Below are 14,035 nucleotides of genomic sequence, written 5' to 3'. Positions count from 1 at the left end.
ACATCTAGGCTTGTTCGGTGCCTGCGGCCTCCAGGCCGATCAAACGGAAGGGGTCCGCCACGCCGCCGATCGACTTTTGCAGTTCGCGTTGACGCTGCGAATCCTGCGCGGCCTGAACGGTCAGCGCGCGACGGGCCTCATCATCGAGCGAACGGTCCTGGCGCAGCTTGGCCTGTGCGGCACGCATGCGGCGTTTGATGGTGTAGAGCTCGAGCGTATCGAGCATAAACACGATGTTCGTCTCGGTGGGGTGCTTGCTCGTCGCCGAGATGCGCCCGGCACTCACAAGCGTTGCCGCCTCGGGACACACCGAGCGTGCCGCATCCATGCAGGCTGCAGGATCGGTTCCCGGCGGCGTTGCCAGAACGGCCCATGCGATGGACTCGTGACGTGGGTCAACCCACTCGATGGAGCAGATGCGGTCGGCATACGTGCGGAACAGGTCGGGGTAGCTCGTGAGCATCGTCAACAGCTCGCGCTCCCCTGCCAAGGACTTGCGCTCTAGATCGGTCAAAACCATCGGCGCCGCCGCAGCCGGTGCGTTCGAACCATCAGGCACAGGCACAGCGCCCATACCATCAGGCACATCGATCGGCGGCAGATCATCGACGACCTCTACGGGCGCGGCACCGTAGGCATCGAGCGGGACATAGTCGTACGGCTCTTCTTCGACCGGCGCGGACACCGGCGGCGTCGCGCCCGACGCCCAAGCACCGCGACCGGCATCGCGAGAGCCCGACGCCCGACCGCCCGCGCTACCGGACCGCTCAGCCTGTGCCCGCTGGCGCTCATAGTTCTGCTCACGACGTCGTTCCGCATCTTCGCGCTTGGCGACATCGCGAAACACACGACCCGAGCTCGCACGCACGGTCTCCAGATCCAAACCCAGCAGATCGGCAATCTGGATAAAGTACGTATCGATCATATAGCTGTCGTGCAGCGGATAGATAAGCGTCAGCGCATCCTCCAGCGCCTTGGCACGACCGCCCGGCGTGGTGATGTCGCTCGACTCCTGCAGCGAACGGTAAACAAAATCCATAAGCGGCTCGGCCGCGTCGATGCGCTCCTGCAGCTCCTGGCCGCCGTGCGCCGTGATGAACTCCATGGGATCGTTGCCGTCGGGCAGCACCACGCAGCGCAGGTCCATCGAATCCTGCTCGATAAACTGAATCGCGCGGCGCGCGGCCTTTTGACCGGCAGCGTCGCCATCGAACATATACACAATGCGCTTGGCAAAGCGAGTGAGCGTCTTGACGTGATGCTCCGTGAGCGCAGTGCCCAGCGTGGCGACAACGTTTTTAATCCCCACCTCCCAACAGGCGATGCAGTCGGTATAGCCCTCCACCACGATGGCGGTATCCTGCGCGACGATAAACTCCTTGGCCCAATTAAAGCCGTAGAGGTTTCGCTTTTTATGAAATACGCTCGTCTCGGCGGTATTGAGGTACTTAGGCTGGCCGTCACCCATGATGCGACCGCCAAAGGCAATGTTGTGACCCTGCTCGTCAAAGATGGGGAACATCACGCGGTCGTAGAAGCGGTCGGCGAGCTGCCCGCGCCCGCGGCTCACGGCCACGTTGGCGTCGATCATCTCCTGCGGGGTAAAACCCGCCTGGGACAGGTGCAACACCAGCGCGTTGCGGCCCGGCGCAAAGCCCAGGCAGTAGCGGCGGCAGACGTCGCCACCCATGCCGCGGCTGGCAAAGTACTCACGCGGACGGCCGTCCTTACCACGCATAAGCATGGTGTGGTAGAACTGAGCAGTCTCGGCGCACAGATCGTAGATTCTCGCACGCTTAGTACCGCGCTCGCGGCGATCTCCGGTGTCATGCAGCTCAATACCCGCGCGGTCGGCCAAATAACGGATTGACTCGGGAAAGCTCAGGTTCTCGCGCTTCATGATATAAGTGAAGACGTCGCCACCCTCGCCGCAGCCAAAGCAATGCCACACCTGCGTGGCGGGAATAATGTGGAAGGACGGCGTCTTTTCGCCATGAAAGGGGCAGCAGCCCCAAAACTCATGGCCGCGAGGCTTGAGCTCAACCGTTTCCTGCACGATGGCGACTAAATCGGACGCAGCGCGTACCTGGTCTTTTTCTTCATCGCTAATCACGGATGCTCACCCCCTGCTCACCCAAGTTGTGACGAATATCTTCGATATTACCCTCGACGGTCGCGATCAACTCATCCAGCGAATCGAACACGCGCGACGGGCGCAGCCAGCGCGTAAACGCCAGCGAAACGGAGGCGCCGTACAGGTCGCCCGTATAACCAATTAAATTAGCCTCGAGATGCGCAGATGCCGCATCGTCGGCATACGTCGGCGGCAGTCCGACGTTCACGGCAGCGGGCCACGCGGTGTCATCGACCAGCACCAGACCCTCATACACGCCATCGGCTGGCACCTGAATGCCGTCGGGAACCTGCAAGTTTGCCGTGGGAAAGCCCATGCCAGAACCCTCGTGACGGCCGCGAATAACACCGCCACGCACCACATACGGACGGCCGAGTAACCCAGCAGCCAGCTCCACATGGCCCTGTCCGAGCTCATGACGGATACGGGTGGCGCAAATGGCCTCACCGCCCTCGCAAAGCAGGTCGTGACCGTACACGTCAACGCCGTGCTCGGAACCCCAGGCGCGCATCTCGGCAACACCAGAAGCACCGCCACGACCCAGCCTAAAGTCACTGCCAACGCGAATCGATCGAATGTCGACCAGACGCGACACCAGCAAGAGAAAATCAACATGGTCAAGCGCCGCAACCTCAGGCGTAAAGGGAACGGCCACCACCGCATCGACCCCGGTCTGAGCCAAGGCGTGCAGACGGTCGGCCGTCGTCATCAATTTTTGAGCGGGCGAAGGGCTCACCACAACATCCGGGTCGGGATCGAAGGTAACCACGACCGCCTTACAGCCATGGGCACGGGCATCACGGACAAGCGCCGCAATGAGCTCCTGGTGTCCAAGGTGAACGCCGTCGAACACGCCGATGGCAATCGATGCGGCACCCAAGTGCTCGCACTCATCAAACGCATCAGCAGCAACGATGCGGGCCTCTTCCGACTCGCCGGCGAAAAAGATACGCGCGAGCTCGCGAGCGGCCAGCATCATCGAACACCGCCGATGGCCTGCGGAAACACGTGCTCCATGACAAAGCGGCCACCCTCAATGCGGGCGAGCGCCTTGAGCCCCCCATCGAGCACCAACGCAAACGGCGCCTTCGAGGCATCGAAATCGGCAAGCGCACGCTCAACGGGAATGCGTCGGCCGCAGAGCAGGTCGTCGGCAAGATTGCCCGGCAAGTCAACACGCGTGGCGCCCAGGGCTGCAATGGGATCCAGGGCAAAGCCAGCGGCGGACTCGGGAGAAAGCTCCTCCACCGCATGACAGGCGCCAATGGAAACAACACCGGATGCGGTGCGACGAAGCGCGGAAATATGCGCGGCGCTATCACAAGCACGGCCCAGGTCGCGAGCGAGCGCACGGATATAGGTGCCCTTGCTCACCGAGAACGCCACCGTCCACACACATGTATCACCTTCGCCACCCACGGCGATCAGGTCGGCGGCATAGACCTCGACGGGGCGCGGAGGTAGGTCCACCGCATTACCCGCGCGAGCAGACTTGTAGGCGCGAACGCCATTGACCGAGATAGCCGAAAACGCCGGCGGCACCTGCATCTGCGGACCAAGCATGGCAGCCAAGCGCTCACTGGCATAGGCAGAATCGCGGAGCTCGTTGGCAACAGCTACCGTGCGGACCGCCTCGCCCTCCGCATCATCGGTATTCGTCTCGGCGCCAAACGAGATGTCGGCGACGTAGCTTTTGGTATCGAGGGTTAGCATGCCCAGCAGACGGGTGGCCTGGCCCACGCCCACCACCATGACGCCGGATGCCATGGGGTCGAGCGTACCGGCATGGCCGACGCGCCGCTCATGGAGGGCGCGTCGGCATTGCGAGACCACATCGTGGGACGTGCAGCCCACCGGCTTATCGACGGCGAGCAGCATATTCAATTGAGAAGGCGTTCGACGAGCCATGTACCATCCAATTAGTTAGAGCTCGACGGTCACCGAAGCGGGATCCTCCCCCACCAGCTCGGCCAGCATGGGAAGTGCCACGGCGAGCGTCTCGCGAATTGTTCCGTTGTTGGAGAAACCGGCGGCGGCATGATGCCCGCCACCGCCAAAGTTGGCAGCAATCTCGGACACATCGAGGTCGCCCTTGGAGCGCAGGTTGCCACGCACCTTGGTATCGCCCTCAATGCCCTTTAAGAACATGCAGACCTCGACGCCCATCACCGAACGCACCACGTCAACCAGGCCGTCGCACTCATCCGAGGTGACACCGCAAGCCTCAAGGTCACTCTGGTACGCATAGCTATACGCGACGCGCCCGTGGGCCACCGTCTTAATGCGACCCATAACGATGGACTTGAGGTGCAAAAACTCAACGCGCATGCTCTGGTAGACCTCGAGCGCAACGCGCGCCGGATCGGCACCGTGCGCCACCAGGCGCGAGGCTGCATGGAACGCGGCCGCATCGGCGTTTTGGTACTGAAAACGGCCGGTATCGGTAACCAAGCCGCACAGCAGGCAGGTCGCAACGCCATCACGTGCGACAATGCCGCAATTGTCCAAGAAGCGGTCGATGATCATGGCACAGGCCGCGGCATCGACGCGCCTCAGGCTCAGCTCGGCAAACTCCTCGCGCGCCGGATGATGATCGAAGCACACCACATGCTTGGAGCGACGAAGCACCTCGGCGGAATTATTGAGGCGCTCGACGACCGGTACGTCCACCGAGATGAACAGGTCCGGATTGCCGGCGTACGCAGATGCCGGCACCAGGCGATCGGAGCCTTCCATAAAGCGGTAAATGCGAGGAACCGGGTCATCGTCTGCCAGCAGCAGCGCAATGTCCTTGTTGGGGAAAAACTTCATGAGCGAAAGGCCCAGACCCAATACGGAGCCCAAGGCATCGCCATCGGGAGAAGTATGTCCCGAAATCGCAATGGAGGACGCACCCTCGATGAGCTCGAGGATGCGTCGCTGAATATCTGCAGACTCGCACGAGGCGAGGTCGGCGGAATTAGTCATCTAAAGCTGCCTCCTGGGCGGCATCCGCTATCGGATAGCCGTCCTCGTCCTTTTCGATCGCAAGCGTGGCGGGAACGTTTTCCAGCGCACGCGTGATGCGCTCGGCCTCATCGGTCGAGCGATCGATGCGAAAATCGAGCTCGGGCGTGACACGCCAATCGAGCGAGCGAGCCAACAGGCTGCGAATACGGCCCTTGGCGATTGCGAGCGCCTCCATGACCTCGTCGTAGCGGCTCGCATCGCACGACACGTACACGCGCGCGAAGGAACGGTCCACCGCGACCTCGACCGCGGTCAAAGTAACCAGGTCGAGACGCGGATCGGAAACCTCAAAGAGCAGGATATAACCGAGCTTCTCGCGAAGCTGCTCGCCCAGACGGCGGGTTGCCTGCGTTTGCTTCATAGCGCTACCCCCTACTCGGTACGGGCAACCTGGTCGATGCGGTAACCCTCGATCTGGTCGCCGGGCTTGATGTCCTGGAAGTTCTCCAGGCCAATGCCGCCCTCGGAACCGCTCTTGAGGCTCTTGGCCTCGTCCTTGTAGTGGCGCATCGAGGCGATCTTGCCGTTGAAGACCACGATACCGTCGCGCACCAGACGCACGGAATCGGTCGCGGCGATCTCGCCCTCTTCGACGCGGACACCGGCGGCGATACCGACTTTGGGCACCTTGAAGGTGTCCAGGACGGTCGCGGTACCCGTGGCGACCTCGACCTCGGTGGGCTTGAGCATGCCGATACGGGCGGCGTCGAGCTCCTCGAGGCACTTGTAGATGACGTCGTAGCAACGGATCTCGACGCCCTCGCGCTCGGCGGCGGAGCGGGCCTTACCGTCGGGACGGACGCCAAAGCCGATGATGATGGCGTTAGAGGCGTCGGCCAGGACGACGTCGGTCTCGTTGATGGCGCCAACGGCGGAGTGGATCGTGTTGATGCGAACCTCGGACTGATCCATCTTGTCGAGCGAGTCCTGAAGGGCCTCGATGGAACCCTGGACGTCGGCCTTGATGATCAGGTTGAGCTCCTTGACCTCGGCGTCGGCAATGGTCTCGAAGAGGTTCTCGAGCGTGACGTGCTTGACGCGGCTCTGCTCCTCGATACGGGCCTTGAGCGAACGCTCGTCGGCAAGGGCGCGAGCCTCGCGCTCGTCCTCGAACACGCGGAACTCGTCGCCGGCGTTGGGCACAGACTGCAGGCCCAAAATCTCGACGGCGTCGGAGGGACCGGCCTCGGTGACGGCGCGACCCTTGGGGTCGAGCATAGCACGGACGCGGCCGTAGGTAAGGCCGGCGACCAGCGTATCGCCCACGTGCAAGGTACCGCGGGTCACGAGCACGGTAGCGACCGAGCCGCGGCCCTTGTCGAGCTTGGCCTCGAGGACATTGCCGGAGGCAAAGGTGTCCGGGTTGGCCTTAAGCTCGAGCACGTCGGCCTGGAGCAGCACGGTCTCCAGAAGGTCATCGATACCGATCTTCTGCTTGGCCGAGATGTTGACGAACATGTTCTGTCCGCCCCACTCCTCGGGGATGACGCCGTACTCGGTGAGCTCCTGGCGCACGCGGTCGGGGTTGGCGCCCGGCTTATCGATCTTGTTGACGGCAACGACGATGGGTACGCCGGCGGCCTTGGCGTGGTTGATCGACTCGACCGTCTGGGGCATGACGCCGTCGTCGGCGGCGACGATCAGGATGACGATGTCGGTCACCTTGGCGCCACGGGCACGCATGGCCGTAAAGGTAGCGTGACCCGGGGTATCGATGAAGGTGATCTTGCGGTCGTTGATCATGACCTGCGAAGCGCCGATGGCCTGCGTAATGCCGCCCGCCTCGCCGGCAGCAACGCCGGTGTGACGGATGGCATCGAGCAGCGACGTCTTGCCGTGGTCGACGTGGCCCATGACGGTGACGACCGGGGCACGCGGCTTAAGGTCGGCGGGATCGTCGTAGAACGAGAAGGTGTTCTCCTCCTCGGGGGTGATGATCTTGATCTGACGGCCCAGGTCGTCGGCAACGAGCTCGACGAGGTCGTCGGACATGGACTGCGTCATGGTGAGCGGCGTACCCAGCAGGAACAGGCGCTTAATGATGTCGTTGGCCGGAACGTCGAGCGCCTCGGCAAGCTCCTGGACGGTAACGCCCTGGGAGACCTTGATGGCGTCGAGGTCCTCGGGGTTCACGCCCTGGGCCAGCGCCTCCTCTATCTTGCGCTCCTCCTGAGCCTTAGCAGCCTCGCGCTCGCGCTTCTCCTTGCGCTTCTTGCGGCGACCGGTGGACTCGCGAGAGGCCTCCTCGACGGCGGCGCGGGCCTCCTCGAGCACCTTCTCGCGGCTGTACTCCTCGGCCTCACGAGCCATGCGGCTGTAGTGGTCCTCATCGTTACCGTGACCGCCTTTGCGCTTCTTGCCCTTGCCCTGCTTATCGGGGTTGGGGAAGTCCATGCCGGCAGCGACGTTGTTGCTGGCGTTGGTGCGATGGCTATGCGGACGGCTCTCGGAAGCGTTGCGATCGGAGTTGTTTTCGGAGGCGTTGCGATCGTTACGACGGCCACCGCGACGGTCGTTGTTGCCGCCACGACGGTTGCCGCGCTCGGAGGCGCGCTCGGCCTTGGCCTTCTCCTCGGCGTCCTTCTTCTCCTTAAGCACGGTCTCCTGTGCGGCGATCTGGTCGAGCAGCGAACGGAAGCGCGAACCGGAGTCGGAAGCGGGGACGGCGCGGCGCTGGGCCTCACGGGCAGCCTCCTCCTTCTCGCGGGCAAGGCGCTCCTGCTCGGCCTTCTTCTTGGCCTCGGCCTCGGCGCGGGCAGCCTCCTCGGCAGCCTGGGCCGCGGCGAACTGGCGGCGCTCCTCCTCGCGTGCCTTCTCGGCGGCGATGCGCTCGCGCTCGGCCTCGGCAGCGCGCGCTGCCTCCTCGGCGGCGGCTGCCTCCTCCTCGGCCTGCTTGGCGGCCTCGACTTCCTTGGCGCGGGCCTCGATCACCGAGGCGAGCTGCTTGCGGACCATGGCGACGTAAGCGTCCTCCAGGGCGGAGGAAGCGGACTTAGCGGGAATCTTCATTTCGGCGAGATGACCCATCAGTTCCTTGGAGGTCATGCCGAACTCTTTGGCCAGGGTGGACACACGGACTTTTGCCATATGACTTCACCTACCCTTTCTGGCACCTTGGGTGCCTAGAGACTGAACGAGCGTGGGAGATGCGCCGGGACCCGCCCGACGCGACCGCGCGCTAGATCAGGTCCTCCGCATCATCGAAGGCGTCGGTGTCGTGGACACCGCAGAAACGGGAGCCGGGGCGGGCCTGGTTGCGGCACTGGACGCCGTCCTCGGACACGTACTCGCAGCGACGGACGTCATCGTCCTCCTCGTCACCGATCAGGTCGGCGGCGGGCTCCTCGTGAACGGGGACGTTCTTGAGGATGTCGGCGGCAAGGGTCTCGGACTTGATGTCGATGTGCCAGCCGGTCAGGCGAGCGGCGAGACGGGCATTCTGGCCCTCCTTGCCGATGGCGAGCGAAAGCTGGTCGTCGGGCACGATGACGCCGGCATAGGCCTTCTCCTCGTCGATGAGGACGCGGGTGACCTTGGCGGGCGACAGGGCGTTGGCGACGTAGACGGCCGGATCGGCATCCCACAGGATGACGTCGACACGCTCTCCGCGGAGCTCGCCCACGACGGCACGGACACGGCTGCCCTTGGGGCCGACGCAAGCGCCCACGGGATCCAGGCGGTCGTCGAGCGAGTGGACGGCGACCTTGGAGCGCTGGCCGGGCTCGCGGGCGATCGACTTAATCTGGACGGTGCCCTCATAGATCTCGGGCACCTCCTGCTCAAACAGACGACGCATGAGCTCGGGGTGGGTACGGGAGATGACAATCGGCGGACGGCTGTGCTCGCCGCGAACCGGCTGCAGGTTGGAGTTGGGATCGCGGACGTCGATGATCACGGCCTTGATGTGCTGGTTGTGCAGATAGCGCTCGCCCATCGGACGCTCGTTGCGCTCGTTCTCGTAACGACGCTGGTCAAAATGTGGCAGCTCGGCCTCGACGCCATCGCGGATCTTGACGATCGTGAAGTCGGGCGTGGACTGCAGCACGGTACCGCTGATGAGGTCACCGATACGGCCGGAGAACTCCTCGTAGATCTGCTCGCGGGCGGAGTTGCGCACGATGGCGTTGATCTCGGCCTTGGCATGCTGGGCGGCGATGCGGCTCGTGTTCTTGGGGGTGACGTCGATCTCCTCGAACTCGGTGAAGTTGCCCTCCTCGTCCATGGAATCGTCGATCGGCTCCAGACGGTAAACGTAGATCTTGCCGGTGGTGCGGTCGATGGTCACCTTGGCGCCCCACTCAAGATGCAGGATCTCGGCATAGCTCTTGGCGAGCGACTGCTCCAGGCGGTCGATCAGGTAGAGCTGGTCGATGTGCCTCTCCTGGCAAAGCTCCATCAGGGCGGACATCATGTCGGATGCTGCCATGTTAGTTTCCTTCCTTCGCGGGCTTGAAGTCGTAGGTGGGCTTCAACTTGCACTTTTTAACATCAGAGAAATCGAGGGTGACGGACTCGCCGTCCTCGAGCTCGAGGGTCACGTTCGTCTCGGTCGCGGCGGCAATCTTGCCGGTGTACTTGCGACGGCCCTCGGTGGCGGTGGAGGTGAGCTCGCAGTCCTCGCCCACAAAGCGGGCAAAGTCGCGCGGGCGGCGCAGCGGGCGCGCCATGCCCGGGCTCGACACCTCGAGCGTATAGCTCGAAGAGATGGGGTCGAGCTCCTCAATCACGTCGCCGACCCACTTCGTGTTGGCCGTGACGTCGTTGAGCGACAGGCTCTGACCCTCGGCACCCTCGATACGCACGCGCACGCAGGGGGCCTTGGTGGCACCCACGAGCTCAACGTCGACGATGTCGACATCGTGCTGGGGAGCGACGGCCTCGAGCGCATCGATAATCGCCTGCTCGGTCTTGGTCTTGACCATTGCGGCACCTCCATCCATACAAAAAAGAAGCGGGGCCGAAACCCCACTTCTTTCATTTACAACTTCATTTGCAAGCAAACTATACCAATACCTGCGAATACGTGCAAGCACAACGCAAACCCACAGGTCAGCGTGCCCACAGCATCTCCACAAGAATACAACAATTAGGCGAGGGCCCCTATGCGGTGCTCCCCAAAAGCCTCAAAACGGGCCATGCGTCCCAGCGCACCGGTCGAATCGGGCCCTCTGGGCATTCCATCCCTGAGCACACACCGGTCAGACTGGAGCTGAGAGGCATACTGTAGCGAGAAAGCCTGCCGCACGCATTGACCGCACAACCTTCCAAATCCTCTACGGCAAGGAGTCACCATGAAACGCCTAGGCACCCTCTGCGCAACCGCGCTCGTCGTCACTGCCTGCTCGTTCGCTCTGACGGGCTGTAGCAACATCGATGGTAAAACTAGACCATGTGAGCCGGATCTTGGCAGCACCAAAGCCATCGAGAAAACGACGCCTTCGGAGCGTTTCGACAAAATAGACGAAGACATCGTCGACCCCCAGGGTTTGGATCCCGACCCTCAAGAACAGTTCCCCATCGACCTAGAGGCAGACGAGAACGTCCATGTTACCTGCGTGGGCAAGGACACAGATGGCTACGGCGACGCCGTGTTGGTCTTTGCGGTGACAAACAACACCGATGTCGACATGATGTTTGGCGATGTTGATGCTTATGCCTACGTCAACGGTGTCGTCCGCGACGTGCGCATGCGCCAGCCCGTCGCCGCAGGCGCAGAAGCGACCGCGATGCTCACCTTTGTAGGCACCTTCGACGACCCGGACTTTGACGTGAACAACGACCTCAACGACATCTACCTCAACATCTGGATGTTTGAGGAGCAGACGGGCAATGTCTACTTTAGGGACCTGGTGCACATTCCGTAGAGGGTGGCGCTAGGCACCAGCCAAACAATACACACAGCGCTAAACGAGGGACGACCCAACCGAATCGCCCCTCGTCTTTTATGCGTCAGTTATGCTCGCAGTGATTACTTAACCACCAGGTTGACCAGCTTGCCGGGTACACAGATAGCCTTGACGACCGTCTTGCCCTCGGTCCACTTGGCGACAGCAGCCTCGGCGGCAGCCTGCATTTCCTCGTTGGAGGCATCGCGGGGCACGTCGATGCGGCCACGGACCTTGCCGAGTACCTGGACGACGATCTGCACCGTGTCCTCGATGGACTCGGCCAGGTCGAACTCGGGCCAGGCGGCGGTGTAGGCGTTGCCCTCACAGCCGAGGGCCTCGTGCCACAGCTCGTCGGCCCAGAACGGGCAGATGGGCGCCAGGACGCTCACGATGTCCTTGGCCACGCCGTAGCACAGAGCCTTGTCACGCTCAGCGCCCTCGGTGGCGTTGAGGTAGGCGCTCGCCGCGTTGACGAGCTCCATGACGGCCGAGATGGCGGTGTTGAACTGGCCGCGATCGAAGTCCTCGGTGCACTTGGCAATGGTGCGGTGACGCTCGCGGTAGAGCTTCATCGCGGTCTCGTCGAGCACGGACTTGTCGAAGGCTACGTTGGCGTCACCCGACTGGACGAGCTGCCACACGATACGCCAGGCGCGCTTAATAAAGCGGTTGGCGCCCTCGACGGCCTTGGGATCCCAGTCGAAGTCCTTCTCGGGCGGGGCGATAAACAGGATCGCCAGACGCATGGTGTCGGCGCCGTAGGGCTCGATAACCGAGCTCGGGGGCACCACATTGCCCTTAGACTTGGACATGGTGTCGCCGTTCTCGTCCTTGACCATGCCCTGGCACAGCAGGTTGGTGAAGGGCTCGTCCACGCTCAGCAGGCCCAGGTCGCGCAGCGCCTTGGTAAAGAAGCGGCTGTAGAGCAGGTGAAGAATGGCGTGCTCGATGCCGCCGATGTAGTTATCGACGGGCATCCAACGGTCGGCGGCCTCGCGGGAGAAGGGCAGCTCGGTGTTGTGCGGGTCGGTATAGCGCAGGTAATACCAGCTGGAGCAGGTGAAGGTGTCCATGGTATCGGTCTCGCGCTTGGCCGGGCGACCGCAGACCGGGCAAGTGGTCTCGTAGAAGTCCTTGCACTCGGCGAGGGTCTCGCCGGCGCCCAGGTCCAGGTTCTCGGGCAGCGTCACCGGCAGTTGATCCTCGGGCACGGGCACAATACCGCAGTGCTCGCAGTGGATGGCCGGGATGGGGTTGCCCCAATAGCGCTGGCGGCTGATGAGCCAGTCGCGCAGGCGGAACTCGACCTTGCGACGGCCGCAGCCCATGGCCTCGAGGTCGGCCACGATGGCAGCCTCACCCTCGGAGTGCTTACCGCCGCGCATGCCAGTGTACTTGCCGGACTGGACCAGCGTACCCTCGGCAGCGTGGGCGCAATCCCAGTCGACGGTCTCGGCATGGAAGGTATCGATGGTCTCGCCGCTGGCCTCGACGACAGCGCGATCGTCATCGTCCAGGATAATCGGCACGATCGGCAGGTCGTACTTGCGGGCAAACTCAAAGTCGCGCTGGTCGCCGCAGGGAACGGCCATGACGGCGCCGGTGCCGTAGTCGGCAACGACATAATCGGCAACCCACACGGGGACCTTCTCGCCGTTGACGGGGTTCACCACGTAGCGTCCGGTAAAGGCACCGTGCTTCTCGAGAGCGCCCTGGGCGCGCTCGACGGCAGAGATATGCTTGGAGTCCTCGACGATCTTGGTCACGGCCTCCTCGTACTCCGTGCCCTCGACGAGCTCGTGCAGACGGGCGTACTCGGGAGCCAGGACAAAGAAGGAGACGCCAAAGAGCGTATCGGCACGCGTGGTGAAGACGGTGATCTTGCCCTCGTCGCCCTCGATGGGCTCGCCATCCTGGTCGCACAGGGTAAAGTCGACCTCGGCGCCCTCGGAGCGGCCAATCCAGTTGGCCTGCATCTGCTTGACGCGCTCAGGCCAGCCGGGGAGCTTCTCCAGATCGTCGAGCAGCTCCTGGGAGTACTCGGTAATCTTGAAGTACCACTGCTCAAGATCGCGCTTCTCGGGCTCGGTGCCGCAGCGCCAGCACTTGCCCTCGGTGACCTGCTCGTTGGCCAGAACGGTCTTGCAGTTGGGGCACCAGTTGACCGGGTTCTTCTTGCGGTAGACCAGGCCCTTTTCCCACAGCTTCTCAAAGATCCACTGACCCCAGCGGTAGTAGTCGGGGCTGCAGGTCTTGACCATGCGATCCAGATCGTAGGAGAAGCCCATGCGCTTCATCGTGGCGAGCGCCTGGTCCATATTCTTATACGTCCAGGCGGCAGCCTGCGTATTGTGCTTGATGGCGGCGTTCTCGGCAGGCAGACCAAAGGCGTCAAAGCCGATGGGATGCAGCACGTCGTAGCCGCGCATGCGGGCCTGACGGGCCATGGCATCGCCAATGGTATAGTTGCGAGCGTGGCCCATGTGCAGGTCGCCCGACGGATACGGGAACATCTCGAGCACGTACTTCTTGGGCTTACTGTCGTCGGTGTCGACGGCAAAGAGGTTGGAGTCCTCCCAGGCCTTCATCCACTTGGACTCAATGGCCTGCGCGTCGTAGGCAGGAATCTCGTCCTTATGATCTGTGCAATCGCACATATCAGCTCCTTTAATCTTAGCTGGGGTCGGTCGGCTTAGCTTTATTCGCTACTGCGGACAGTCCTGCGCAAGACGAAGAGCACATTTAGTGCTCTTCTTTGCGTGCGGAACTTGTAGCGAACAAAGCTAAGCCGCCCGACCCTAAGGTTGACTCGACTGATAATAGCAAATACAACAAGCGAGATGCCTGCGACTTGCGGGCATCTCGCTTTATCTAAATAACGCCTTGATTATCGACTTTATCCGAACACCTCCCACATTCATCCGCACATGTACGGATGAATGTGGGAACCCGATACCCTGAGGGCCGGATCGGTCGGCCCCGGGAGATCGGAGGACGGCATGTC

Annotated in this window: 10 protein-coding genes; 1 reads left to right on the top strand and 9 read right to left on the bottom strand. The window is 62.7% G+C overall.

Going from position 1 to position 14,035, the window contains the following annotated elements:
- Window positions 1-4 precede the first annotated feature (4 nt).
- The 8 genes from dnaG to rimP all read right to left on the bottom strand — a co-directional run bounded on the left by dnaG (window position 5) and on the right by rimP (window position 10,065).
- Window positions 5-2,113, bottom strand: coding sequence for a DNA primase (gene dnaG / locus NBH09_RS03560; protein WP_161116075.1), 2,109 nt, complete (start codon window positions 2,111-2,113; stop codon window positions 5-7).
- On the bottom strand, window positions 2,106-3,113 hold the full coding sequence (gene ribF / locus NBH09_RS03555; RefSeq protein WP_250787076.1) for a riboflavin biosynthesis protein RibF: 1,008 nt from the start codon (window positions 3,111-3,113) through the stop codon (window positions 2,106-2,108). The genes dnaG and ribF overlap by 8 nt, the downstream gene beginning before the upstream one ends.
- Complete coding sequence (truB, locus tag NBH09_RS03550; protein ID WP_250787075.1) at window positions 3,110-4,042, bottom strand: tRNA pseudouridine(55) synthase TruB; 933 nt, start codon at window positions 4,040-4,042, stop codon at window positions 3,110-3,112. The genes ribF and truB overlap by 4 nt, the downstream gene beginning before the upstream one ends.
- A gap of 15 nt (window positions 4,043-4,057) precedes the next feature.
- Complete coding sequence (locus tag NBH09_RS03545) at window positions 4,058-5,101, bottom strand: DHH family phosphoesterase (protein ID WP_117746005.1); 1,044 nt, start codon at window positions 5,099-5,101, stop codon at window positions 4,058-4,060.
- The gene (gene rbfA, locus NBH09_RS03540) at window positions 5,094-5,504 is read right to left on the bottom strand and encodes a 30S ribosome-binding factor RbfA (protein WP_250787074.1); all 411 of its coding nucleotides are present in this window, start codon (window positions 5,502-5,504) and stop codon (window positions 5,094-5,096) included. The genes NBH09_RS03545 and rbfA overlap by 8 nt, the downstream gene beginning before the upstream one ends.
- An 11-nt stretch (window positions 5,505-5,515) precedes the next feature.
- The gene (gene infB / locus NBH09_RS03535; RefSeq protein WP_250787073.1) at window positions 5,516-8,230 is read right to left on the bottom strand and encodes a translation initiation factor IF-2; all 2,715 of its coding nucleotides are present in this window, start codon (window positions 8,228-8,230) and stop codon (window positions 5,516-5,518) included.
- A 91-nt stretch (window positions 8,231-8,321) separates the two neighbouring features.
- Window positions 8,322-9,569, bottom strand: coding sequence for a transcription termination factor NusA (gene nusA / locus NBH09_RS03530; protein ID WP_118080522.1), 1,248 nt, complete (start codon window positions 9,567-9,569; stop codon window positions 8,322-8,324).
- Window position 9,570: 1 nt separating this feature from the next.
- Complete coding sequence (rimP, locus tag NBH09_RS03525) at window positions 9,571-10,065, bottom strand: ribosome maturation factor RimP (protein ID WP_250787072.1); 495 nt, start codon at window positions 10,063-10,065, stop codon at window positions 9,571-9,573.
- Window positions 10,066-10,434: 369 nt separating this feature from the next.
- Between rimP and NBH09_RS03520 the strand changes: the two genes are divergently transcribed.
- Window positions 10,435-11,007 carry a hypothetical protein gene (locus NBH09_RS03520; RefSeq protein ID WP_250787071.1) on the top strand — a complete coding sequence of 191 codons (573 nt, stop codon included), beginning with the start codon at window positions 10,435-10,437 and terminating at the stop codon, window positions 11,005-11,007.
- A gap of 104 nt (window positions 11,008-11,111) precedes the next feature.
- On the opposite strand, the gene leuS is transcribed toward NBH09_RS03520, so the two are convergent.
- A complete protein-coding gene (gene leuS, locus NBH09_RS03515; RefSeq protein WP_250787070.1) occupies window positions 11,112-13,688 on the bottom strand; it encodes a leucine--tRNA ligase in 2,577 nt (858 codons plus the stop codon).
- Window positions 13,689-14,035 lie beyond the last annotated feature (347 nt).

The organism is Collinsella sp. BG-O-102, assembly GCF_023656745.1.
Lineage (GTDB): Bacteria > Actinomycetota > Coriobacteriia > Coriobacteriales > Coriobacteriaceae > Collinsella.
The sequence above is the reverse complement of the archived record's forward strand: the minus strand, read 5'-3'. Positions and strand labels throughout refer to the sequence as shown.

Coding starts and splice junctions, on each gene's coding strand:
- nusA (WP_118080522.1), bottom strand. CDS start 9,569: ATGGCAGCATCCGACATGATGTCCGCCCTGATGGAGCTTTGCCAGGAG.
- NBH09_RS03520 (WP_250787071.1), top strand. CDS start 10,435: ATGAAACGCCTAGGCACCCTCTGCGCAACCGCGCTCGTCGTCACTGCC.
- rimP (WP_250787072.1), bottom strand. CDS start 10,065: ATGGTCAAGACCAAGACCGAGCAGGCGATTATCGATGCGCTCGAGGCC.
- leuS (WP_250787070.1), bottom strand. CDS start 13,688: ATGTGCGATTGCACAGATCATAAGGACGAGATTCCTGCCTACGACGCG.
- ribF (WP_250787076.1), bottom strand. CDS start 3,113: ATGATGCTGGCCGCTCGCGAGCTCGCGCGTATCTTTTTCGCCGGCGAG.
- rbfA (WP_250787074.1), bottom strand. CDS start 5,504: ATGAAGCAAACGCAGGCAACCCGCCGTCTGGGCGAGCAGCTTCGCGAG.
- infB (WP_250787073.1), bottom strand. CDS start 8,230: ATGGCAAAAGTCCGTGTGTCCACCCTGGCCAAAGAGTTCGGCATGACC.
- NBH09_RS03545 (WP_117746005.1), bottom strand. CDS start 5,101: ATGACTAATTCCGCCGACCTCGCCTCGTGCGAGTCTGCAGATATTCAG.
- truB (WP_250787075.1), bottom strand. CDS start 4,042: ATGGCTCGTCGAACGCCTTCTCAATTGAATATGCTGCTCGCCGTCGAT.